This window comes from Hydrogenophaga sp. T66 (genome assembly GCF_057219855.1).
On record NZ_JBXVVX010000001.1, the window covers coordinates 220545 to 242250 of the forward strand.

Here is a 21706-nt window from a genome sequence, read left to right on the forward strand (position 1 = left end):
CCCACCGGAGACCCCATGACTCCCCGCACCTACAACGTCCTGTTCATCTGCACCGGCAATTCCGCGCGCAGCCTCATGGCCGAGGCGCTGATGAACCACCTCGGTCGTCCCCGTTTTCGCGCCTTCAGCGCGGGGAGCCACCCCGCGGGCGCGCCGCACCCGTTGACGCTGGAGCTCCTGGCCCGTCACCGCTACGACACCAGCGGCCTGCGCAGCAAGCGCTGGGATGAGTTCGCCGGGCCGCAGGCGCCGGTGATGGATTTCGTGCTGACCGTGTGCGACAAGGCGGCCGGCGAGGTGTGCCCTGTCTGGCCGGGCCAGCCCATCGCGGCGCACTGGGGTGTCGAAGACCCGGCGGCGGCCCAGGGCGACGAAGACCAGCGTCGACAGGCCTTCCAGGAGGCGATGCTGGTGTTGAGCCGGCGCGTGGCCCTGTTCCTTGCCTTGCCGCTGGACAAGCTCGACCGTCTGGCGCTGCAGGACGAACTGCGCCGCATCGGCCGGGCGCGCGCCGCGGGCGCGGACGCCTGATGGGCCGCTTCGAGCGCTGGCTCAGCCTGTGGGTCGGTCTGGCGATGGCCGCCGGCGTGCTGCTGGGCCGGCAGGTGCCGGCGGCGTTCGGCGTGGTGGCTGCCTGGGAATGGGCCCACGTGAACCTGCTGGTGGCGGTGCTCATCTGGGTAATGATCTATCCCATGATGGTGCAGATCGACTGGGCGGCGGTGCGCGACGTCGGGCGGCGACCCCGCGGCCTCGCGCTCACGCTGGTGATCAACTGGCTCGTCAAGCCGTTCACCATGGCCGCGCTGGGCGTGCTCTTTTTCGAGCACCTCTTCGCGCCCTGGCTGGACCCACAGACCGCCCGCGAATACATCGCGGGGATGATCCTGCTCGGCGTGGCGCCTTGTACTGCCATGGTGTTTGTGTGGAGCCAGCTCGTCCGCGGCGACCCCAACTACACCCTGGTGCAGGTCTCGGTCAACGACCTGGTGATGGTGGTCGCGTTTGCGCCCCTCGCGGCTTTCCTGCTCGGCGTCACCGACGTGGTCGTGCCCTGGAACACGCTGCTGCTGTCGACGGTGTTGTATGTGGTGTTGCCGCTGGTGGCCGGTGTGCTGACCCGGCGCTGGCTGCTGCGCCGCGGCGAGACCGCCCTGCGCGCGTGGCTGGACCGGGTCAAGCCCTGGTCGGTGCTGGGCCTGCTGGGGACGGTCGTGCTGTTGTTCGGCTTGCAGGCCGACGCCCTCATCGCGCAACCGGCGGCCATGGCCATGATCGCGGTGCCGCTGCTGATCCAGACCTACGGCATCTTTTTTCTCGGCTGGTGGGCCGCCCGCTGGCTTCGCTTGCCCCACGCGGTGGCGGGCCCGGCGTGCCTGATCGGCACGTCCAATTTCTTCGAGTTGGCGGTGGCGGTGGCGATTTCCCTGTTTGGTCTGCACTCGGGGGCCGCGCTGGCGACGGTCGTGGGGGTGCTCGTGGAGGTGCCGGTCATGCTGTCTTTGGTGGCCCTGGTCAATCGATGGCGCCCGGCCGCCGAGGCGGGGCAGGCCGCATGAGCCGGGGGGTGTGCGCCGCGGCGCTGGCCGGGCTCGCGCTCGGGCTGTCGCCCGCCCAGGCCGCGCCGCTGCTGCGCTGCGACATCGAGAGCACGGGTGAGCACCGCGTGGTCGAGGCCCGACTCACCGATGACCCTTATCGCGTGGCGCCGGTTGCCGTGAACCGGCATTTCCGCTTCAGGGCCTGGCTGGTGTCCGACGACGACGCGCCCGGCGCGGTGGTCGCGCGGGTGCTGGTGCAGTGGGTGGGTGAGACCGGGCCCGTGCCGCTGCAGCAGGCGAGCTACCGCGCCGCCCGGCCCGCGCCGGCGGACGCGCCGTCGCTCACCGGGCTGCAGTGGCTGTATTCGCCCGTGCGCGAGCGGCGCTTCGCCTATGAGTGCCGGCTGCTGGAGGTAGCGCCATGACGCCGCGCGCCACGGTCTGGCTGGTGGCGCTGTGGCTCGCCGGCGCGGCCGCGGTCCACGCGCAGGGCCCGGCGCCGGATGCCGCCGCGCCGCCGGTGTCGGTGGTGTTCGTGGGCGACGTGATGCTCGACGACACGCCCGGGCGCGTGGTCCGGCAGGGCCGCGACCCGTTCGCCCGCGTGGCCCACTGGCTGCGCGACGCCGACCTGCGGGTGGCCAACCTCGAATCCATCGTCGCCACCACCGGCGCGCCGCTGCCCGACAAGCCCTACACCTTCCGCGCGCACCCGCGGGTGCTGCCGGTGCTGCGGCGCCACATCGACGCGGTGGGCCTGGCCAACAACCACGCCGGCGACTACGGCCCGGCGGCGCTGGCGCAAACGCTGGACCTGCTCGACCGCCACCGCATCGGCCGCTTCGGCGCCGGCCGCACGCTGGCCGAGGCCCACGAGCCGCTGATCGTCGAGCGCCGCGGCCTGCGGCTGGCGCTGCTCGCGTACAACGACTTCTTCCCCCGCTCGTTCCAGGCCGACGTGGACCGCCCCGGCATCGCCTGGATCGACGAGCCCGACCTGCGGCGCGATATCCGCCGCGCGCGCGAGCAGCACCGCGCCGATCTGGTGATCCCGGTGCTGCACTGGGGCTGGGAATATGAAACCGTCGCGCGGCCCGGGCAGCGCGCGCTGGCCCGGCGCCTGATCGAGGCCGGCGCCGACGCGGTGGTCGGCGGTCATCCCCACGTCACGCAGGACATCGAAATCCACCGCGGCCGGCCCATCTTTTACAGCCTGGGCAACTTCGTGTTCGACGGCTTCACCGACCCGGTGCACAACACCGGCTGGCTGCTCCGGCTCGAGCTTGACCGCGACGGCGTGCGCGCCTGGCGGGTGCACCCGGTGTTGCTCGACCGCGAAGGCCTGCCGCTGCCACACCCGAGCGAGCCGGGCTGGTGCGCCCGTCGCGGCGACCCCGCGCCCCGTCCCGGCAGCGGTGCCTGCTGAGGCGGCCATTTGTCCATGACGTATCGCCCCTGTGGTGGGTGAATGTGGTGCTTTTCCGCCTTTTGTCGATTTCTGTTCAAGACAAAGATCAGCGGGCCGATCCTGCGCTCACAGCTCCCCGGAGGCCGCCATGCGTCAGAACCTGCCCGTCACCCAGCGCGAATTCCACTTCCCGGACGACGCCACGCTGTTGTCCACCACCGACGCGCAAAGCCACGTGCGCTACGCGAACGAGTCCTTCCTCGCGGTCAGCGGCTTCACCCGCGACGAGCTCATGGGGCAGCCGCACAACCTGGTGCGTCACCCCGACATGCCGCGCGACGCGTTTGCCGACATGTGGGCCACCCTCAAGGCCGGTCAGAGCTGGACCGCGCTGGTGAAAAACCGCCGCAAGGACGGCGACCACTACTGGGTCCGCGCCAACGCCACCCCGATCGTGCGCAACGGCCAGCTGGCCGGCTACATGTCGGTGCGGACCAAGCCCGAGCGCGACGAGGTGCAGGCCGCCGAAGCCCTGTACGCCCGCTTTGTCGCCGGCACCCAGGGCAACCTCGCTTTCCACAAGGGCCTGATCGTGCGCCGCGGGCTGATGTCGTGGCGCTCTTGGGGCCAGGTCGCGTCGCTACGCACCCGCCTGTACGTGCCGATGGCCTTGCTCGGGCTGCTCACGGTGGGTCTGGGGGTGACGCTGCACGGGTGGGCCGATCTGTGGATGCTGGGCGCGCCGATGGGTGCCCTGCTGGCGCTGCTGGCCGGCTGGATTGAGTGGGAGCTGGTGCGGCCGCTGGAACGGGTGCTGGCGCAGGCGCAGGCCGTGGCGGCCGGCCAGCCCAACCGCGCCAGCGCGCTCGATCGCGTGGATGAGATCGGCCTGTTGCAGCGCACGATCAACCAGGCCGGCCTGAACCTGCGGGCCCTGCTCGACGATGTGGCGGCGCAGGTGGGTGGCGTGACCGCCGCCAGCCGCGAGATCGCCGCCGGCAACCAGGACCTCAGCGGCCGCACCGAGCAGGCCGCCTCGAACCTGCAAGAGACCGCGGCTTCCATGGAAGAAATGACCAGCACCGTCAACAGCACCAGCCAGACGGCCGCGGAGGCCGCGCGCATGGCCGCGTCGGCCAGCCAGGCCGCGGGAGAGGGCGGCCGCGTGGTGACCGACGTGGTGGGCACGATGGGCGAGATCAGCGCCAGCGCCCGCCGCATCACCGACATCATCGGCGTGATCGACGGGATTGCCTTCCAGACCAACATCCTGGCGCTCAACGCCGCGGTGGAAGCCGCGCGCGCCGGCGAACAGGGCCGCGGCTTTGCGGTGGTGGCCGGCGAGGTGCGCAACTTGGCGCAGCGCAGCGCGCAGGCGGCCAAGGAAATCAAACAGCTCATCACCGAGAGCACCGACCGGGTGGACAGCGGTGCGGCGCTGGCCCAGCGGGCCGGCGCGGCGATGGAGTCCATCCTGCGCGAGACGCAGGCGGTTTCGCACATGATCCAGGAGATCAGCCGCGCCACCGGCGAGCAGACCACCGGCATCGGCCAGGTCAACGCCGCAGTCACCCAGCTCGATCAGATGACGCAGCAGAACGCGGCGCTGGTGGAGCAGTCCACCGCCGCGTCGGCGTCGCTGAGCCAGCGCGCGGAGCGGCTGGCCGAGGCGATCGGCGTGTTCCGCTGAGCCGGGTGGCTCAGTCCGCCAGACCCACCACCACGGCAGCCTCGTCCACCACCGCCCGCGCGGCCGCGCCAGCCCGCAGCCCGTGGCCCGCTGGGGCGAAGCCGACCACCCGCAACCCGCCGGGCAACGCCAGGCTGCACTCCCCGCCACCGGCCGCGCGCGAGGCCCGCACGACGGCGCCGCTCAGGCGGTTGGCGTCCGGTCCGGACGCGAGCGACCCGGTGCCGGCCGTGGCCGGCTCGATCCGCACCGCGGTGGCCTTGAACAGCGCCAGCACCGACCGGCCCGGGGCGAGCCCGAGCAGTTCGGTGCTCTCGCGGGTGATGCGCGCCGTCAGCGCCTGCCCGCCCCCCAGCGCCAGCGTCACCGTGACGAAGCCGCTGGTGCGGCGCCACGCCACCACCTTGGCGGGCAACTGGTTGCGCAGGCTGGTGCGCAGCCCGGTCGTGGCCATGGCCGCGCCGGCGCCGAGCCGCGCCAGCACATCTCCCCGCGCCCGCGCCAGCGCGTCGGCCGCGGCCAGCAGCCGTTCGCCGGCCGGCGTGAGCCGCGCGCCGCCGCCCCCGCTGCCACCCACGGCGGTGGTCACCACCGGCGTGCCGGCGAGGTTGCCCAGCGTGTCGATCGCCTGCCACGCGGCCTTGTAGCTGATGCCTCCGTCGCGCGCGGCCTGGGAGATGGAGCCGCAGGCGGCGAGGCGGCGCAGCACCTCAAGGCGGCGGTCGCTGGCGGCGTGGCCCAGCGCGTCGGCCAGGGCGGGGGGCAGGGCGGGTTGGTTCATGGCGCGGCGGCTCGGGGTCGGTTGCTACACTCGCTATTCTGTTCTTGAATAGCGCTGGATGAACCCCTTCTTTGGACTGTTCCCCGCGGCGGGCGTGGCGACGCGCCGCCGGTGGCTCGCGCGGGCGGCGGCCACGCTGGTCGCGCCGGTCGCCCCCGCGTTCGCCCAGCCGGCGGGGGTCCGGGTGGCGGTGGCGGCGAATTTCGCGGCGCCCATGCAGCAGATCGCGGCCGCTTTCGAGCGGGACACCGGCCACCGGGCGGTGGTGGCGGTGGGGTCGACCGGTCGCTTCTACGCGCAGATTGCCCACGGCGCGCCGTTTCAGGTGTTCCTCTCGGCCGACGACGAAACGCCCGCCCGGCTGGAGCGCGAGGGCCTGGCGGTCGCGGGCACCCGCTTCACCTACGCGCTGGGCCGGCTGGCGCTGTGGAGCGCCGCGCCCGGCCTGGTCGACGCGCGCGGCGCGGTCTTGCAGGCGCCTCCGCCGGGCCGGGTGGCGATCGCCGAACCCAAGCTCGCGCCCTACGGGGCGGCGGCGCTGGAGGTGATGGAGCGGCTGGGCGTGCGCGCGGCGCTGGCCCCGCGGCTGGTGATGGGCGAAAACATCGCGCAGGCGCACCAGTTTGTGGCCTCGGGTAACGCGGTGATGGGTTTTGTGGCCTGGGCCCAGGTGGCGCGCGAGGGTCGCATCGCCAGCGGCTCGGGCTGGCTCGTCCCGGCCGAGCTGCACACCCCGCTGAAGCAGGACGCGGTGCTGCTCAAGGCCGGCGCCGGCCAGCCGGCGGCGATCGCGCTGCTGGACTACCTGCGCGGTCCCGCCGCCCGGGCCATCATCGATGCCGCGGGCTACGACCGCTGAGCCGCACCTGCCATGCCCGCCCTCGATCCGTCCGCCGCCGCCGCCATCGCGCTGTCGCTGCAACTCGCGCTGGCCACCACGGCGGTGCTCCTGCTGCTGGCTACGCCGCTGGCCTGGTGGCTGTCGCAGACGGCCTCGCGCTGGCGGGCGCCGGTGAACGCGCTGGTCACGCTGCCGCTCGTGTTGCCGCCCACGGTACTGGGCTTTTACCTGCTGGTGGTCATGGGGCCGCGCGGCTGGGTCGGGCAGGTCACCGAAGCGCTGGGCTGGGGCACGCTGACCTTTCATTTCAGTGGCCTGCTGGTGGCCTCGGTCATCGCCTCGCTGCCGTTCGCCGTGCAGCCCATCCAGCACGCCTTTGAGTCGCTGGGTCGGCGCCCGCTGGAGGTGGCCGCCACGCTGCGCGCCCGGCCGCTGGACGCGTTCTTCACCGTCGCGCTGCCGCAAGCCTGGCCCGGTCTGCTCACCGCCGCCGTGCTGACCTTTGCCCACACGCTGGGCGAGTTCGGCGTGGTGTTGATGGTGGGCGGCAACATCCCGGGCGAGACGCGCGTGGTCTCCACCCAGATCTACGGCCACGTGGAAGCCATGGAGTACGGCGCCGCCCACACGCTGGCCGCGGGCATGGTGGTGCTGGCCTTCACCGTGCTGTTGCTGCTCGCGCGGCTGCGCCGGCGCAGCGAGCGGGTGCTGCCATGACGCAGGCCGGTGCCGCCGACGCGCCGATCCGTGTGGCGCTCGACTGGCCGCGTGGCGCGTTCCGGCTGCGCGCGGACTTGGCGCTGCCCGGCGCCGGCATCACCGTGCTGTTCGGACCGTCCGGCTCGGGCAAGACCACGCTGCTGCGCGCGGTCGCCGGGCTGGAGCGCGTGCCCGGGGCGCGCATCGCGCTGGGCGACGCCGTGTGGCAGGACGATGCCCGCGGTGTGTTCGTGCCCACCTGGCAGCGGCCGCTGGGCTATGTGTTCCAGGAGGCGAGCCTGTTTGACCACCTCAGCGTGGCGGGCAACCTGCGCTATGGCCTGCGCCGGGTGAAGGCGCCCGGCGGCGAGGCCGCGCTGGAGCAGGCCATCGAGCTCTTGGGCATCGGCCACCTGCTCGCGCGGCGACCGGCCGCGCTGTCCGGCGGCGAACGGCAGCGCGTGGCGATCGCCCGCGCGCTGGCCACGCGGCCGCGCCTGCTGCTGCTCGACGAGCCGCTGGCCGCACTCGACCACGCCCGCCGCCAGGACATCCTGCCGTGGCTGGAGCGCCTGCGCGACGAGCTGCGCCTGCCCATGCTCTACGTCACCCACTCGGCCGACGAGCTGGCCCGGCTGGCCAGCCACCTCGTGGTGCTGGGCGACGGCGCGGTGCGCGCCAGCGGCCCGGTGGCCGAGGTGTTGGCGTCGGTGCAGACGCCGGTGGTGGTGGGCGAGGACGCCGGCGTGTTGCTGCACGGTGCGCTCGCCGGCCGCGACCCCCGCTGGCATCTGGCCCAGGTGGCCGTGGGCGAACACACCGTCTGGCTGCGCGATCCGGGCCCGGCCGTGCCACTGGGTCGCGCGGTGCGGCTGCGCGTGCTGGCGCGCGACGTCAGCCTCGCGCGGCAGCGGCCGCACGACAGCAGCATCCAGAACAGCCTGCCCGCGGTGGTCGAGGCGGTGGGCGACGACGCCCACCCCGCGCAGGCCCTGGTGCGGCTGCGATTGCAGACACCACGGCAGGAGGTCCCCGGCCACGACGCCGCCGGCCCGGCGCTGCTGGCGCGGGTGACGCGCCGTGCCCTGCACCAGCTCGAGATCGGCCCCGGCGCGGCCGTGTGGGCGCAGGTGAAGTCGGTCGCCCTGGTCCCGTGAGGCGTGCCCCGAAGCGTGCGGTAATGGGGCGGCGATCGCCGCGGCTCAGGGCCGCAACACCACCTGCCCCACCACCGCGCTGGACTCGACCGCCTCGTGCGCGGCCGCGATGTCGGCCAGCGGCATCACCGCGCCCACCCGGTGGCGCAGCGCGCCCGCCGCCAGCAGGTCCTGCAGCGCGCCGATCACCGCCCCCCGGTCGGCCGGGGTGAGTTCGTACACCACAAAGAACCGCAGCGTGAGGCTCTGGAAGAGCAGGGTGCGGAAGTCCACGCCCACCGTGCCCGGCTCGTTCGAGCCGTAACCGATCAGCCGGCCGTGGGCGCGCAGCACACCGTGCGCCAGCAGCGGCGCGGTGCCGCTGAAATCCATGTCGATCACCGCGTCCGCGCCGCGCCCGCCGGTGAGGTCCTTCACGGCCGCGGCCACGTCGCTGCGCCGGTCGATCACCGCGTGGGCCCCGGCCTCTCGGGCGGCGGCCTGCCGCGCTGCGGCACCCGCCGTCCCGATCACCCGTGCCCCGGCCCGCGCGGCGAGCTGCGTCACGTAATGGCCCACCGCGTTGCCCGCGCCGGTGACCAGCACCGTGTCGCCCGGCTGCAGCGCCGCCAGGCGCACCGCCTGCAGTGCCGTGAGGGCCGGGATGCCGAGGCAGGCACCCTCGTCGAACGACACCGCCGCCGGCAGCGCCACGGCCTGACCGGCCGGCAGGGCAATGTGGGTCGCCGCGGTGCCGTGGGGGCGCTGCCACTGGCCGTTCCACACCCACACCCGCTCGCCCACGCGGTCGGCCGCGACGCCCGGACCCACCGCCTCGATCACCCCCGCGCCGTCGCTGTGGGGAATCACGCGCGGCCCGGCCAGCGGCCGGCGAGTGCGCGACTTCACGTCGGAGGGGTTCACCCCGGAGGCGTGCAGCCGCACCCGCACCTCACCGGCGGCGGGTTCCGGCGTCGGCAGGGTGCCGAGCTGCAGCACCTCGCGGGCGCTGCCATTGCGTTCGTACCAGGCGGCGTGCATGCGGTCTCCTTGGGGATGGACGCCGCATTCTGGCGCCGCCCGGCCCGGCCCGCCGCGCTGTCGCGCGGGTCAGGCCCAGGTCAGGCCGCTCGCAGGCGGAACACCGCCACCGAGTCCACCATCGCCGCGGCCTGCTGGCGCAGCGCTTGCGCGGCGGCGGCCATTTCCTCCACCAGCGCCGCGTTCTGCTGGGTGGCCTGGTCCATCTGCTGCACCGCCTCGCCCACCTGGCCCACGCCCGCACTCTGCTCGGCGCTGGCGTGGCTGATCTCGTCCATCAGCGTGCTGACGCGCTGCACCGACGCGACGATCTCGCGCATCACCGCGCCGGCCGCGTTGACCTGGGCGCTGCCTTGTTCCACGCGGTCGCCGCTGGTGGTGATGAGCTGTTTGATTTCCTTGGCCGCCTGGGCACTGCGCTGGGCGAGGCTGCGCACCTCGCCAGCCACCACCGCGAAGCCGCGTCCCTGCTCGCCGGCGCGGGCGGCTTCCACCGCGGCGTTGAGCGCGAGGATGTTGGTCTGGAAGGCGATGCCGTCAATCACCGCGATGATGTCGGCGATCTGCTGGCTGCTGTCGTGGATGCCGCGCATGGTGTGCACGACACCCTCCACCGTCTCGCCACCGCGCTGGGCCAGCGTGGCGGCGGTCCGCGCGAGTTCCAGCGCGGTGCGGGCGTGGTCGGCATTCTGGCGCACGGTGGTGCCCAGCTCCTCCATCGAGGCGGAGGTCTCCTCCAGCGCGCTGGCCTGCTGCTCGGTGCGGCTGGAGAGGTCGGCGTTGCCGGAGGAGATCTGCGCGCTGGCGCTGGACACGGATTCGGCGCTCGCGCGCACCCCCTGCACCGTGCCGGCCAGGCGCTGCGTCATGGTGCGCAGCGCCGCCATCACGCTGCGCGTGTCGCCGGCGTCGGTGCGGATCGCCACGGTCAGGTCCCCGTCGGCCACCGCATCGGCCACCCGCTTGAGTTCGTGGGGGTCCGCGCCAAGCTGCGCGGTCACGCGGCGCAGGTAGAGGAGAAGTCCCAGCATGCCGGCAGAGACCAGCAGCACGGCACCGACCACGATGAGCTGCACGTCCGCTTCGAAGGCCTCCGAGTCGGTGATTCGCTGTGACAGCTCATCGCCTTGCCTGGTCTTTTCGGTGCCGAGCGGTGTCAGCAGCGCGTTGCGGGCGGGGATGGTGACGTCAAGGAGATGTTGAAACGCCGCGTCCTTGTTGCCGGCGCGGATCAACCCCACGTTGGCCGCGCCGGCTGCCCAGAAGGCGTCCATCAGGCCGGGCAGCTCGGTCACGACCGCCGGGTTGCTCGCGCCGCGAGCGACGTCGACGTACTCTTTCAAGCGGGTGTCGAGGAGGCGCTTGCGCTCACCGATTTCAGCCAGGGCCGCCTCCATCTCAGACGGCGTACGGGCCAACATGGCATGTCTCACCAGCAGCGAGATCCGCGTCACGTTGAGTTCGATGTCGGCGATGCGTTGCAGCTGCGGAACGTTGATGTCGTTGATTCGCCGTGTTTCGTGGCCAAACCGGTCCATCAGAAACCAGACCATGACGGCCGTGCCCACCAGAACCGCCAGCATGGCGCCAGTACCCAGGGTTAGACGGGTGCTCAAACTCAGGGGCGGGCTCATGGGGATCACCTTCCAGGAATCAATAGCCAACAGGTTGGGGAGTGCTCTGGTTGTCGGCCTCCTGTCCCCAAACTGAAGGACAAGGCAGACGACTTTCGTCACGCTATCGGCGGGTAACTGCCGTCGGGCGGCGCCGGGTGTGCGTTTGTCGACGCCGCCGCCGGGGCATCGGCGGTGGCGGCGGCGCGCCGGCCGGGGCCTCGCCACAATCGCCGCCCATGCTGTCCGCCCTCATCGCCCTGCTGCTGGCCGCCCTGCTGGGCGGCATGCTGTTGTTCAGCGCGCTGCTTGCGCCGCTCGTGTTCACCCAGCTGCCGGCCGAGGTGGCGGGGCGCTTCATCCGGGCGGTGTTTCCCTGGTACTACCTGTGGGTGGCCGGGTTCGCGGCGCTGGCGGCCGCGGGCCTGGCGGTGGACGCCCGTGGCGCGCAGGCCATCGGGCTGGCGGTGGCGGTGGCGCTGTCGGCGGCCTGGACGCGCTGGCGCCTCATGCCGTCGATCAACGCCTTGCGCGACCGCCAGCTCGCCGGCGACGCGGCGGCCGGCGTGGCCTTCGAGCGGCGCCACCGGCTGAGCGTGGCGATCAACGCGCTGCAGCTGCTGGCCGCGGGCTGGCTGGTGGCCACCGCCTGAAGCCACCCCCGAGACCGTCTCCCAAGTCGGTCCCCGACGCCGTCATTCCGGGACGCTTCAGCCCGTGTCGTCGCCCAGACCCGCCGGCGGCGACCAGTCGCGCGCCTGCGCCGCCAGGTGCTGCTCAAACACCCGCGCGATCGGCGACGGGCGCTTTTGCCGCAGGCGCACCACGTGCCACTGCGAGCGGATCGGAAACCCCTGCACGTCGAGCACGCACAGGCCCTGGTCGGCCCAGCGCTCGCCCAGCGCGTGCACCGACACGACGGACAGGCCGAGGTGGCCCGCCACCGCCTCCTTGACCGCTTCGTTGCTGCCCAGTTCCAGCCGCACCGGCGGCGCGGCGCGCAGCCGGCGCCAGTGGGCATCGACCGCCATGCGCGTGCCCGAGCCTTTTTCGCGCAGGATGAAGCGCTCCTCGCGCAGTCGCCGCGGGTCGATGGCGCGCTGCCCGGCCAGCGGGTGATCGGCCGGCGCGATCACCACCAGCGGGTTGGGCATGAACACCCGGGCCTCCAGATCGAGGTCGTCCGGCGGCATGGACATGATGTAGAGGTCGTCGCGGTTCTCGCGCAGCCGCGCGACCACGCCGTCGCGGTTGAGGATCTCCAGCGCGATGTCGATTTCCGGGTGCTGCTGGCAAAAGCCGCCCAGCAGCCGGGGCACGAAGTACTTGGCGGTGCTCACCACCGCCACCTTCAGCCGCCCGCGGGTCAGGCCTTTCATGGCGTCAACCCGCTGCTCGAACGCCTCCCATTCGTCGACCACCCGGCGCGCGGTGCGCGCCAGCTCCTCGCCCGCTTCGGTGAGGTGCACCCGGCGCGACACCAGCTCGTACAGCGGCAGGCCCACGGCCTGCGCCACCTCGCGCAGCGCCATCGAGGCCGTGGGCTGGGTCACGTGCAGCGCGCGCGCCGCACCGCCCACGCTGCCGGTCTCGGCCAGCGCCAGAAAAAGCCGCAGCTGGCGAAACGTGATGTTCATCGGCTTTTACTGATGTATATGACTTGAAGAATCGATTTTACGCAATGCAGCATTTTTCCTAGGATCGCGCCCCCAGGAGAACCCCATGAACAACCTGCTCGACCCCGCGATCCTGTTTTTTGTCTTTGGCGTGCTCGCCGGCGCGTTGCGATCCAACCTGGAAATCCCCCCGGCGATTGCCAAGTTCCTGTCGCTGTACCTGCTCATGGCGCTCGGCCTGAAGGGCGGCTTCGCGCTCGCCGCCTCCGGCCTGAGCACCTCGGTGCTCAGCGCGCTGGGCGCGGCGGTGGCGCTGGCCTTCATCGTGCCGGCGCTGGGTTACGCGGTGCTGCGCCACCGGGTGCCGAAGTTCGATGCCGCCGCGGTGGCCGCGTCCTACGGCTCGGTCAGCGCGGTCACTTTCGTGGCGGCCATGCAGTACCTGGAGTCGCAGCAACTCGCGGTCGGCGGGCACATGGCGGTGGCCATGGTGCTGATGGAGTCGCCGGCGATCATCATGGCCGTCCTGCTCGCCAGCCGCCTGCGGCACGCCGCGTCCAGCGCCCCGGTGGGGGTGAGCGGCGGCGCGCTGGTGCTGGGCGCGCCCGCCGCGCCGGCCGGCCCGTCGATCGGCAAGATCCTGCACGAGTCGTTCACCGACGGTGCCCACCTGCTGCTGCTCGGCGCCATGGCGGTGGGTTATCTCAGCGGCGAGGCCGGTCAGGCGGTCATGAAGCCCTTCTCGGGCGACCTGTTCAAGGGCATGCTGGCCTTCTTCCTGCTGGACATGGGCCTGATGGTGGCGCGGCGCTTCGGCGAGGCGCGGCAGCAGTCGCCGCTGCTCATGGTCTACGCCGTGGTCGGCCCGGTGGTCCACGCCGGCATCGCCCTGGCGATGGGCTGGCTGCTCGGTCTGAGCGCGCCCGACACCGCGCTGCTGATGGTGCTGGCGGCCAGCGCGTCGTACATCGTGGTGCCGGCGGTGCTGCGTTACGCGATCCCCGAGGCGAACCCGTCGCTGTACTTCGGGCTGTCGCTGGGCATCACCTTCCCGTTCAATCTGCTGGTGGGCATCCCGCTCTACACCACGGTGGCGACGCGGGTGCTGGGCGGCTGAGCGCGGCAGGCCTTACAGTCCGGGGTATTCACGCCCCGGAGCTGCCATGACCCGCCGCGTCGTGCTCATCGACGACAACGACAACGACCTGCTGTTCACCCGCCTGATGTTGCAGCGCGCCGGCGTGGCCGACGACATCCGCTGCCACGAACGCGCGCACGACGCCCTGGACGCCCTGGCCCGCGGGCCGGACCACGGCGTCTCGCTCATCCTGCTGGACATCAACATGCCGCTGATGGACGGCTTTGGCTTTCTCGACGCCGTCGGCCAGCTGCCGCCCGCCCATGTGGAGGGCCTGGCGGTGGTGATGCTTTCCTCCTCGGCCGATCCGGCCGACCGCGCCCGCGCCGCGACCTACCCGGCGGTGCGCGGTTACCTCACCAAGCCCATCGACCGCGCCACCGCTACGTCCCTGGGCGCCTGGATCGCCGACCGCTGACACCCCCGCCGCGGGCCGCGCATCGCCCCGGCGCCGGAAATACGCCACACACCCCGGGGAGTTCCCCCGCTTGCGCCCATCGCGCGGTGCTAGCATGGCCCGCGACCCGCTGCGCGTCAGCAAGCGCCGGGCGCCAAGGGCCGCGGTGTGCGCCCCGGAGGAGACGTCGACGTGGTGGTTGGGCGGTTGAACATGGCGGGGCGGCTGGCCCTGACGGCGTGGGTGGCGGGGCTGCTCTTCACGGTGTGGGGCACCACCACGATCACGCGCTCGAACGCCGACCGCGAGGCCGCGCGTCTGCAATCGCTGGCCGACGAGACGCGCCAGCGCATCCACGAGCGCTTCACGCTGTACGAGCAAGGCCTGCGCGGCACGCGCGGTGCGGTGCTGGCCGCCGGCGGTGCCGCCGTGGGCCGCCGCCAGTTTGAGCTCTATGCCGACAGCCGCGATTTCGCGCGCGAGTTCCCCGGCGCACGCGGCTTCGGCTTCATCCGCCGGGTACCGCGCGAGGCCGAGGCCGACTTCCTGGCCAGCGCGCGCGCCGAAGGGCCGGCCGATTTCCGCATCCGCGAGATCGAGCCCCATACCGGCGAGCGCTACGTCATCCAGTACATCTACCCGCTGGGCGTCAACGCGGGCGCCACCGGGCTGGACGTCGCGTCCGAAAGCAACCGGCGCGCGGCCGCCGAGTCCGCCATGCGCACCGGGCAGGTCCGGGTCACCGCGCCGATCACGCTGGTGCAGGCCTCCGGCCAGACGCGCCAGGGCCTGCTGATGCTGTTGCCGACCTACCGCGCGGGTGCGCCGCTGGGCACCGAGGTGGCCCGCGTCGCGTCCACGATCGGCTGGTCCTACGCCCCGCTGGTGGTTGACGAGGTGATCGGCGACCTGGGCCCCAGCGCCCAGGAAATCCGCATCACGCTGACCGACGGCACCGACCCCGAACCCTTCTTCACCCGGCAGCCGGCGGAGGCCGAACCGTTGGCGGGGCTGTCGACCCGGCGCCTGCTGCAGGTCGGCGGACGCCAGTGGACGATGCAGGTCGACGCCCTGCCGGCGCTGCGCCAGGCCCTGGCCCCCACGCCGCCTGCGCTGGTGGCCGTGGGCGGCGTCGCCGGCTCCAGCGTGCTGGCGCTGCTGCTCTACCTCGCGCTGCGGCCACGGCCCGGGCCAGGCGGCCCGCCGCGCGCGAGCCTGGGGCCGGGCACGGGCGACGCCGGGCTGCGCGGCCTGCCCACCGGCGTGGGCGTTTTTCTGCGCAGCCGGCTTGCCCGGGGCGCCGCGCTGGCCTACGGGCTGGCGGTGCTGGCGGTGGCGGTGGTGCATTTCCAGATCGTGCTCGACCAATCGTGGCGCGAGACCCAGCGGTCGCTGGACGACGCCGTGGACGAGCAGGTCGCCCGCGTCGAGCGATCCCGCGAGGCCAAGCGCACCACGCTGCGCTTCCTCGCATCCGCGCCCGACATGGCCGCGCTGCTGCGCGCGCGCGCCGGGGTGGGGGCCGATCCGGTGGACGGCTCGAGCCGGCGGGCGGTCGAGCAGCGGCTGCAGGCGCTGCTGCGCGCGCTGCTGGAGTCGGAGCCCGCGCTGGACCGGATCGCCGTGGTCGGGGTGGACAACCCCCGCGCCACCTGGATTGCCCTCGCCCGGCGCAACGGCGGCTTCGACGACACCGGCACCGGCGCACCGCTGGACGCCCCGTCCGACGGCTTCCTGGACGCGGCCCTGCGCGCCGGGGTGGGCGAGGTGGTGCTGTCCGACACCGTGCTTGACCGGCGCGGCGGCGTGATCGTCGAACCGCGGCGCCCGGTGCTGCACCTGGCCACACCGCTGATCGATGACACCGGCCGCGCGGTGGCCTTGCTGGTGGCCACGGTCGGACAGCCGCCTTCGCTGCAGATCACCGACATGCTGCGCAGCGAGCGCGCGCTGGGCGCGGACGTGTTGGTGACCAACGGCGCCGGCGACCTGCTGGTCCACCCCGATCCGTCCCGCACCTTCCGCTTCGAGACCGGGGCTCCGCTGCGCTGGAGCGACGAATACACCCGCCAGGAACCCGACCGCTTCAACGGGCGGGAGCGCTGGCTCGGCCCGGCCGGCCCCAGCGTGGGCGCGATGGCCACCGTCGTGGGCAACCCCGACACCCCCTTTGGCCAGATCCGTTACCTCGCGGTGCTGCCCGAGTCGCGCCTGCGCGCCGCGGCCTGGCACCTCACGCGGGACCGCCTGCCTCACGCGCTGTGGGTGGGCGTGGTCGGTGGTGTGATGCTGTACCTGATGTGGGTCGCCGGCCAGCGCCGGCTCGACGCTTTAAGCCAGCGCGCCCGGCTGGCCGCGCTGGTGGACCAGTCCGGCGACGCGATCATCGGGCTGGACCGGCAGGGGCGGGTGCTCTCCTGGAACCGCGGGGCGGAGCGCGTGTTTGGCCACGCCGCCACCCGCGCGGTCGGCCAGCCGCTGCAGGCCCTGATCGGTCCGGCGGAGGGCGTCAGCGACGAACAGCGCGTGCTGGACGCCTTGCAGCCCGACGAGCAACCAGCCCCGCTGGACCTCTGGCGCCGCCACCGCGACGGCCACGACGTGCAGGTCACGCTCACGCTCTCGCCCTTGCTTGACCCCAGCCGGCGGCTCATCGGTGCGTCGCTCATCGCCCGCGACGTCACGGCCGAACGGGAAGCCCAGCGCGCCGTGGCGCAGGCCAACGAGCGGCTGGAGGCTCAGGTGCGCGAACGCACCGCGCTGCTCGCCGCCGAGCGCGAACGGCTCGACAACATCCTGCGCGGCACCAACGCCGGCACCTGGGAGTGGAACGTCCAGACCGGCGAAACCCGTTTCAACGAACGCTGGGCGGAAATCGTGGGCCACCGGCTGGAGGAGTTGCAGCCCGTGTCCATCGACACCTGGACGCGCTTCGCGCACCCCGACGACCTCGCCCGGTCGGGCGCGCTGCTCGACGACCATTTCCAAGGCCGCACCGACCAGTACGAATGCGAGGCCCGCATGCGCCACCGCGACGGGCGCTGGGTCTGGGTGCTGGACCGCGGTCGGGTGATCACCTGGACCGACGATGGACGGCCCGAGTGGATGTTCGGCACCCACCAGGACATCACCGCCGCCCGGGAGGCCGCACAACGCCTGGCCGAGAGCGAGGCCTTGCTGGACCGCACCGGGCGGCTCGCCGGCGTGGGCGGCTGGCAGTACGAGGTGGCCGACCGGCGCGTCACCTGGTCGGCCATGATCCGCAGCCTCCACGAAGCCGACGAGTCGTTTGAACCCTCACCGCGCAACGTCGCCGATTTCTTCCCGGGTGCCGCCCGCGACGCCATGATCGCCGCCACGATGCGCCCCTTGCGCGAGGGCCAGGCCTTCGATGTCGAGCTGCCCTTCGTGACCGCGCGCGGCAACCGCCGCCACGTCCGGCTCCTGGGCGAGCCGGTGTTTGGCGATGACGGACGCGTGGTGCGCATCGTCGGCGCGCTGATGGACATCACCGCGCGCCACACCATGGAGGAGGAGCTGCGCCGCATCAATGCGCTGCAGCAAAGCATCCTGGACAACCTGCCCTGCGGCCTCAGCGCCTTCGACGCCGACCTGCGCCTCGTGGCCTGGAACCAGGAGTTCGTGGACCTGCTGGGCTTCGAAGCCCTGTTTGAGCGTGGCGTCCCGACCTTTGAAGACATCATGCGGTTCAACGCCCAGCGGGGCGAGTACGGCGACGTGGATGTCGAGGCCCACGTGGCCGAGATGACGGCCAAGGCGCGGGACGTGGTCGCCCACCAGTTTGAGCGCGTGCGACCCAACGGCGTGACCATCGAGGTGCGCGGCACCCCGATGCCCGAAGGGGGCTTCGTCACCACGTATACCGACATCAGCGTCCGCAAGCGCGCCGAGCAGACCAGCGAGCGCAACGCCGCCCTGCTGCGGGCGGCCATCAACGCGGTGGGCGAGGCCTTCGTGCTGTACGACCCGCAGGACCGGCTGGTGTTCTGCAATGAGCACTACCTGGCCATCTACGACGGCATCCGCGACCTGATCGAGCCCGGGGTGTCGTTTGAAGCGCTGGTGCGTGCCGGGGTGGAGCGCGGCATGCTCGCCCAGGCCATCGGCCATGAAGAAGACTTCATCGCCCAGCGTATGGAGCGCCACCGGGCCGACAGCTCGACGCTGATCCAGCACCTCGGCGATGGCCGCGTGGTGCGCGTGACCGAGCGGCGCCTGCCCGACGGCCACACCGTGGGCTTCCGCTTCGACATCACCGACCTCGTGCGCGCCAGCGAGTCGGCCGAAGCCGCCGCACGGGCGAAGGGCGAGTTCCTGGCCAACATGAGCCACGAAATCCGGACCCCGCTGCATGCGCTGATCGGCCTGACCCACCTGCTCGCCGACACCCCCTTGAGCGATCGGCAGCAGCAGATCGTGGCCAAGTCGCAGGCGGCCAGCCAGTCCCTGCTGGCCATCGTCAACGACGTGCTCGACCTGGCCAAGATCGAGGCCGGCAAGATGCCGCTGGAGACCGAGCCGCTGGCCGTCACCGACCTGCTGAGCCAGATGGAGGCGCTGTTCGGTCAGCAGGCGGAAGCGCGGGGTCTGGCGCTGCGCGTGCAGCGCGCGCCCGACCTGCCCGAGGTCTTGCTCGGCGACGCGCTGCGCCTGCGCCAGGTGCTGACCAACCTGGTGGCCAACGCGCTGAAGTTCACGCCCGCCGGCAGCGTGTCGGTGGCACTGCGGCGCGGTGCGGCGCGGCCGGACGACCCGGCCGGCACCGTGCGCCTGCACGCGGAAGTGCGCGACACCGGCGTGGGCATCGCGCAGGACGTGCAGATGCGCCTGTTCACGCCGTTCTCGCAGGCCGATGCCTCCACCACGCGGCGCCACGGCGGCACGGGTCTGGGTCTGTCCATCGTGCACCACCTGGTCACGCTGATGGGCGGCGACGTGGGCCTCGACAGCGCGCCGGGCCAGGGCAGCGTGTTCTGGTTTGACGTGCCGCTGCGCGGCGCGGGGCCGGACGCGTTGCCGCCCCCAGCGGTGGCGGCAGCGCCGGGTGCCCTGCACGCGCTCATCGCCCACCCCGACCCGGCCCAGGCCCGCGAGCTGATGGAGCGCCTGCGCGCCTTTGGCTGGGTGGCCAGCGCCGCGGCCGATCCGGCGGCCGTGGTGGCCCAGATGGGCGGGCCGCAGCCGCCGGACGCGGTGCTGGTGGCCGAGCGCTGGCCCGGCGCGGCGCCGCTGGCCGACCTGAAGACCCTGACCGACGCCCGCCATCCCGCGCACCCCACCGGGCTGGTGCTGGTGGCGCCGCCGGAGTCGCTGGGCGACCTGCTGCCCGCGGCCGAGCTGCTGGCCGATGCGGTGCTGGGCTGGCCAGCCGGGGCGTCGACGCTGTTCAACGCGGTGACCCACGCCGTCGTCCGCCGGCAGGGGCATGCCAACCGGCTGGTTCGCGCGCCCGGCGGTGCCGAGGCCGCGGCATCGCGCCGCGCGCTGGCCGGGCTGCGGGTGCTTGTGGTGGACGACAGCGACACCAACCGCGAGATCGCCGAGCACCTGCTCGCCCGCGAAGGCGCCACGGTCTTGCTGGCCTCCAGCGGTCGTGAAGCTGTGGCGCGCCTGAGCGCCGAACCCGCGCTGGTCGATGCGGTGCTGATGGACGTGCAGATGCCCGACATGGACGGACTCGCCGCCACCCGCGCGCTGCGCGCGCAGCCGGCGCTGGCCGGCCTGCCGGTGTTGGCCCTGACCGCCGGCGCCCTGGCCGAGGAACGGCGCCGCGCGCTGGAGGCCGGCATGAACGATTTCCTCACCAAGCCGCTGGAGCCGGCGGCGCTGGTGGCCGCCGTGCGGCAGGCCGTCGGGCACGCCACCGGCCGCGCGGCCCCGGTCTGGGAGCCGCCCGAGGCGATCGAGGCACCCGGCGACGTCCCCGCGGACTGGCCGCTGATCGAAGGGGTGGACCTGCGCCAGGCGGCCCACCGCCTCGGGCACGACCGTGCCCTGTTGCGCCGCGCGCTGCGTCGCGTGGTGGCCGAGTTTGGGCCGATGGCCGGTGAAGCCTGGGCCGCGGTCGATCGCGACGCGCTCGCTGCGCGCCTGCACAAGCTGCGCGGCGCGGCGGGCACCGTCTCGGCCCACGCGGTGGTGCAGGCGGCGCAGGCCCTGGAGACCGCCTGGCACGAGCGGGACGCGGAGGACGCGCTGGCCCGGCGCTGGGGCGTGCTGCAGACCGCGCTGGCGCGCCTCGCGCAAGGCGCCGCGCCCTGGCTCGACGGCGACGACTGGCACGACGGCGCCGCCGCCGCCCCCTGCGATCCGGCCGTCGTGGCGCGCCTGCAGTCCTTGCTGGCCCACAGCGACCTCGACGCGCTGGCCTGGTTCGACGCCCACGCCGCCGGCCTGCGCGCCCGCTTCGGGGATGCCACGATGCGCGAACTCGGCCGTTGCCTGCATGATCTGGACTTCCCGGCGGCCGCCGCGCTGCTGGCCGAGATCGCCCCCGCATGACCGCCTTCGCCGACACCGAACCCCTGGCCTGGCCCGACGAGGCCGACGAGCAGCCCCGCATCCTGATCGTGGACGACGACCCGGCCATGGTGCAGGCGCTGGCCAAGACCCTGCGCCCGCTGGGGCGGCTGCGCTTTGCCACCAACGGCCGCGACGCGCTGGCCCGCCTGCGCGAGCGGCCCGACGACATCGTGCTGCTGGACGCCCAGATGCCCGGCCTGTCCGGTTTTGAGGTGCTCGACGCGATCCGCCGCGAGCCGGCGCTGGCCGACCTGCCGGTCATCATGGTCACCAGCCACAGCGAGGAGGACTTCGAGCGCATCGGGCTGGAGAAGGGCGCGGCCGACTTCATCGCCAAGCCGATCCGCCCCGATGTGGTCACCGCGCGCGTGCGCACGCAGCTGCGACTGAAGCAGGCGAACGACAAGCTCAAGCAGATGTCGGCCAACGACCGCCTCAACCTGGCGGCCGCGCTGGCCGAGCTGCGCGAGAGCCACCAGCGCCTGCAGGTGACTGCCGAAGACCTGCGGGTCGCCAACGAAGGCCTGCTGCAGTTTGTGCGCATCGCCTCCCACGACCTGCGCGAGCCCCTGAACACCGTGGTGCAGTTCGTCGGTCTGGTGGACGAAGACCACGGCGCGCAGCTGCCCGAAGACGCCCGCCACTACCTGCAGCTGGTGCTGCGCGCGGGCGCGCGCATGCGCACCCTGCTCGACGACGTGGTGCGCTACGCCCGCCTGCAGAACGGCGAGGTGGAGGCGCCCGAGGCGGTGCCGCTGGACCGGGTGATGGCGGAGCTGCGCGATGCGCTGGCCGGGCGGCTGGCCGACACGGGCGGCACGCTCACCATCGGGCCGATGCCGGTGGTGCGCGGTCACCCCAGCCTCTTGTCCCTGCTGTTCCAGAACCTGCTGGCCAACGCGCTGAAGTTCCACCCCGCCGACCGCCGCCCCGAGGTGCTGGTCCATGCCCAGCTGGCCCCGGGGGTGGCGCGCATCAGCGTGAGCGACAACGGCATCGGCATTGCGCCTGAGCACCGGCCGCTGCTCTTCCAGCCCTTTCAGCGCCTGCACCGGCGCAACGAATACGAGGGCACTGGCCTGGGCCTGGCGCTGGCGCGCCAGATCGCCGAGGCCCACGGCGGCTCGATCGGCGTGGACAGCCTGCCCGGGCAGGGGGCGACGTTCACCGTGACCCTGCCGCTGGCCGAGGCGGGGGCGGCGGGCACGACCACTTCTTGATCTGGCGCAGCCTGGGGGGGCCGGCGTGTCGCGCACCGGCGG

Annotated in this window: 17 protein-coding genes; 13 read left to right on the forward strand and 4 right to left on the reverse strand. The window is 73.0% G+C overall.

The window, feature by feature from the left end; all coding sequences use genetic code 11:
- Window positions 1–15 precede the first annotated feature (15 nt).
- The 5 genes from AC2D80_RS01005 to AC2D80_RS01025 all read left to right on the forward strand — a co-directional run bounded on the left by AC2D80_RS01005 (window position 16) and on the right by AC2D80_RS01025 (window position 4639).
- Complete coding sequence (locus AC2D80_RS01005; RefSeq protein ID WP_484631112.1) at window positions 16–531, forward strand: arsenate reductase ArsC; 516 nt, start codon at window positions 16–18, stop codon at window positions 529–531.
- Window positions 531–1559 carry an ACR3 family arsenite efflux transporter gene (gene arsB, locus AC2D80_RS01010; protein WP_484631113.1) on the forward strand — a complete coding sequence of 343 codons (1029 nt, stop codon included), beginning with the start codon at window positions 531–533 and terminating at the stop codon, window positions 1557–1559. The genes AC2D80_RS01005 and arsB overlap by 1 nt, the downstream gene beginning before the upstream one ends.
- On the forward strand, window positions 1556–1966 hold the full coding sequence (locus tag AC2D80_RS01015; RefSeq protein WP_484631114.1) for a hypothetical protein: 411 nt from the start codon (window positions 1556–1558) through the stop codon (window positions 1964–1966). The genes arsB and AC2D80_RS01015 overlap by 4 nt, the downstream gene beginning before the upstream one ends.
- Window positions 1963–2967: a CapA family protein gene (locus AC2D80_RS01020; protein WP_484631115.1), complete on the forward strand. Its 1005-nt coding sequence runs from the start codon at window positions 1963–1965 to the stop codon at window positions 2965–2967. Before AC2D80_RS01015 ends, AC2D80_RS01020 begins: the two co-directional genes overlap by 4 nt.
- A gap of 130 nt (window positions 2968–3097) precedes the next feature.
- On the forward strand, window positions 3098–4639 hold the full coding sequence (locus AC2D80_RS01025) for a methyl-accepting chemotaxis protein (protein WP_484631116.1): 1542 nt from the start codon (window positions 3098–3100) through the stop codon (window positions 4637–4639).
- Window positions 4640–4649: 10 nt separating this feature from the next.
- Here the strand turns inward: AC2D80_RS01025 and AC2D80_RS01030 are convergent, their stop codons facing one another.
- Complete coding sequence (locus tag AC2D80_RS01030) at window positions 4650–5420, reverse strand: TOBE domain-containing protein (protein ID WP_484631117.1); 771 nt, start codon at window positions 5418–5420, stop codon at window positions 4650–4652.
- 58 nt (window positions 5421–5478) lie between these two features.
- Here AC2D80_RS01030 and modA point away from each other — a divergent pair, with 58 nt between their 5' ends.
- From modA to modC, 3 genes are read left to right on the forward strand one after another with little or no spacing between them, the layout of a single operon-like run.
- Window positions 5479–6279 (forward strand): molybdate ABC transporter substrate-binding protein, encoded by an 801-nt coding sequence (gene modA / locus AC2D80_RS01035; RefSeq protein ID WP_484631118.1) that lies wholly within the window; start codon window positions 5479–5481, stop codon window positions 6277–6279.
- Between the two features lie 12 nt (window positions 6280–6291).
- Window positions 6292–6978, forward strand: a complete 687-nt coding sequence (modB, locus tag AC2D80_RS01040) for a molybdate ABC transporter permease subunit (protein ID WP_484631119.1) — start codon at window positions 6292–6294, stop codon at window positions 6976–6978.
- Window positions 6975–8117, forward strand: a complete 1143-nt coding sequence (gene modC / locus AC2D80_RS01045; RefSeq protein ID WP_484631120.1) for a molybdenum ABC transporter ATP-binding protein — start codon at window positions 6975–6977, stop codon at window positions 8115–8117. The genes modB and modC overlap by 4 nt, the downstream gene beginning before the upstream one ends.
- Window positions 8118–8162: 45 nt before the next feature.
- Here modC and AC2D80_RS01050 read toward each other — a convergent pair whose 3' ends face one another.
- Window positions 8163–9137: an NADPH:quinone reductase gene (locus AC2D80_RS01050; protein ID WP_484631121.1), complete on the reverse strand. Its 975-nt coding sequence runs from the start codon at window positions 9135–9137 to the stop codon at window positions 8163–8165.
- Between the two features lie 80 nt (window positions 9138–9217).
- Window positions 9218–10771, reverse strand: a complete 1554-nt coding sequence (locus tag AC2D80_RS01055) for a methyl-accepting chemotaxis protein (RefSeq protein ID WP_484631122.1) — start codon at window positions 10769–10771, stop codon at window positions 9218–9220.
- Window positions 10772–10989: 218 nt separating this feature from the next.
- Between AC2D80_RS01055 and AC2D80_RS01060 the strand changes: the two genes are divergently transcribed.
- On the forward strand, window positions 10990–11403 hold the full coding sequence (locus AC2D80_RS01060) for a DUF4149 domain-containing protein (RefSeq protein WP_484631123.1): 414 nt from the start codon (window positions 10990–10992) through the stop codon (window positions 11401–11403).
- A gap of 57 nt (window positions 11404–11460) precedes the next feature.
- Here AC2D80_RS01060 and AC2D80_RS01065 read toward each other — a convergent pair whose 3' ends face one another.
- The gene (locus tag AC2D80_RS01065; protein ID WP_484631124.1) at window positions 11461–12387 is read right to left on the reverse strand and encodes a LysR family transcriptional regulator; all 927 of its coding nucleotides are present in this window, start codon (window positions 12385–12387) and stop codon (window positions 11461–11463) included.
- 85 nt (window positions 12388–12472) lie between these two features.
- Here AC2D80_RS01065 and AC2D80_RS01070 point away from each other — a divergent pair, with 85 nt between their 5' ends.
- The 4 genes from AC2D80_RS01070 to AC2D80_RS01085 all read left to right on the forward strand — a co-directional run bounded on the left by AC2D80_RS01070 (window position 12473) and on the right by AC2D80_RS01085 (window position 21664).
- Entirely contained in the window at window positions 12473–13483 is a 1011-nt protein-coding gene (locus AC2D80_RS01070) for a sodium-dependent bicarbonate transport family permease (protein ID WP_484631125.1), read from the forward strand.
- Window positions 13484–13529: 46 nt separating this feature from the next.
- Window positions 13530–13922, forward strand: a complete 393-nt coding sequence (locus AC2D80_RS01075) for a response regulator (protein WP_484631126.1) — start codon at window positions 13530–13532, stop codon at window positions 13920–13922.
- Window positions 13923–14069: 147 nt separating this feature from the next.
- Window positions 14070–20423: a PAS-domain containing protein gene (locus AC2D80_RS01080; protein ID WP_484631127.1), complete on the forward strand. Its 6354-nt coding sequence runs from the start codon at window positions 14070–14072 to the stop codon at window positions 20421–20423.
- Window positions 20420–21664 carry a sensor histidine kinase gene (locus AC2D80_RS01085; RefSeq protein WP_484631128.1) on the forward strand — a complete coding sequence of 415 codons (1245 nt, stop codon included), beginning with the start codon at window positions 20420–20422 and terminating at the stop codon, window positions 21662–21664. The genes AC2D80_RS01080 and AC2D80_RS01085 overlap by 4 nt, the downstream gene beginning before the upstream one ends.
- The last annotated feature ends 42 nt before the right edge of the window (window positions 21665–21706 follow it).

Excerpts from the sequence above, each read along its gene's own strand:
- AC2D80_RS01005 (WP_484631112.1), top strand. The coding sequence starts at position 16 with ATGACTCCCCGCACCTACAACGTCCTGTTCATCTGCACCGGCAATTCC.
- arsB (WP_484631113.1), top strand. The coding sequence starts at position 531 with ATGGGCCGCTTCGAGCGCTGGCTCAGCCTGTGGGTCGGTCTGGCGATG.
- AC2D80_RS01015 (WP_484631114.1), top strand. The coding sequence starts at position 1,556 with ATGAGCCGGGGGGTGTGCGCCGCGGCGCTGGCCGGGCTCGCGCTCGGG.
- AC2D80_RS01020 (WP_484631115.1), top strand. The coding sequence starts at position 1,963 with ATGACGCCGCGCGCCACGGTCTGGCTGGTGGCGCTGTGGCTCGCCGGC.
- AC2D80_RS01025 (WP_484631116.1), top strand. The coding sequence starts at position 3,098 with ATGCGTCAGAACCTGCCCGTCACCCAGCGCGAATTCCACTTCCCGGAC.
- AC2D80_RS01030 (WP_484631117.1), bottom strand. The coding sequence starts at position 5,420 with ATGAACCAACCCGCCCTGCCCCCCGCCCTGGCCGACGCGCTGGGCCAC.
- modA (WP_484631118.1), top strand. The coding sequence starts at position 5,479 with ATGAACCCCTTCTTTGGACTGTTCCCCGCGGCGGGCGTGGCGACGCGC.
- modB (WP_484631119.1), top strand. The coding sequence starts at position 6,292 with ATGCCCGCCCTCGATCCGTCCGCCGCCGCCGCCATCGCGCTGTCGCTG.
- modC (WP_484631120.1), top strand. The coding sequence starts at position 6,975 with ATGACGCAGGCCGGTGCCGCCGACGCGCCGATCCGTGTGGCGCTCGAC.
- AC2D80_RS01050 (WP_484631121.1), bottom strand. The coding sequence starts at position 9,137 with ATGCACGCCGCCTGGTACGAACGCAATGGCAGCGCCCGCGAGGTGCTG.
- AC2D80_RS01055 (WP_484631122.1), bottom strand. The coding sequence starts at position 10,771 with ATGAGCCCGCCCCTGAGTTTGAGCACCCGTCTAACCCTGGGTACTGGC.
- AC2D80_RS01060 (WP_484631123.1), top strand. The coding sequence starts at position 10,990 with ATGCTGTCCGCCCTCATCGCCCTGCTGCTGGCCGCCCTGCTGGGCGGC.
- AC2D80_RS01065 (WP_484631124.1), bottom strand. The coding sequence starts at position 12,387 with ATGAACATCACGTTTCGCCAGCTGCGGCTTTTTCTGGCGCTGGCCGAG.
- AC2D80_RS01070 (WP_484631125.1), top strand. The coding sequence starts at position 12,473 with ATGAACAACCTGCTCGACCCCGCGATCCTGTTTTTTGTCTTTGGCGTG.
- AC2D80_RS01075 (WP_484631126.1), top strand. The coding sequence starts at position 13,530 with ATGACCCGCCGCGTCGTGCTCATCGACGACAACGACAACGACCTGCTG.
- AC2D80_RS01085 (WP_484631128.1), top strand. The coding sequence starts at position 20,420 with ATGACCGCCTTCGCCGACACCGAACCCCTGGCCTGGCCCGACGAGGCC.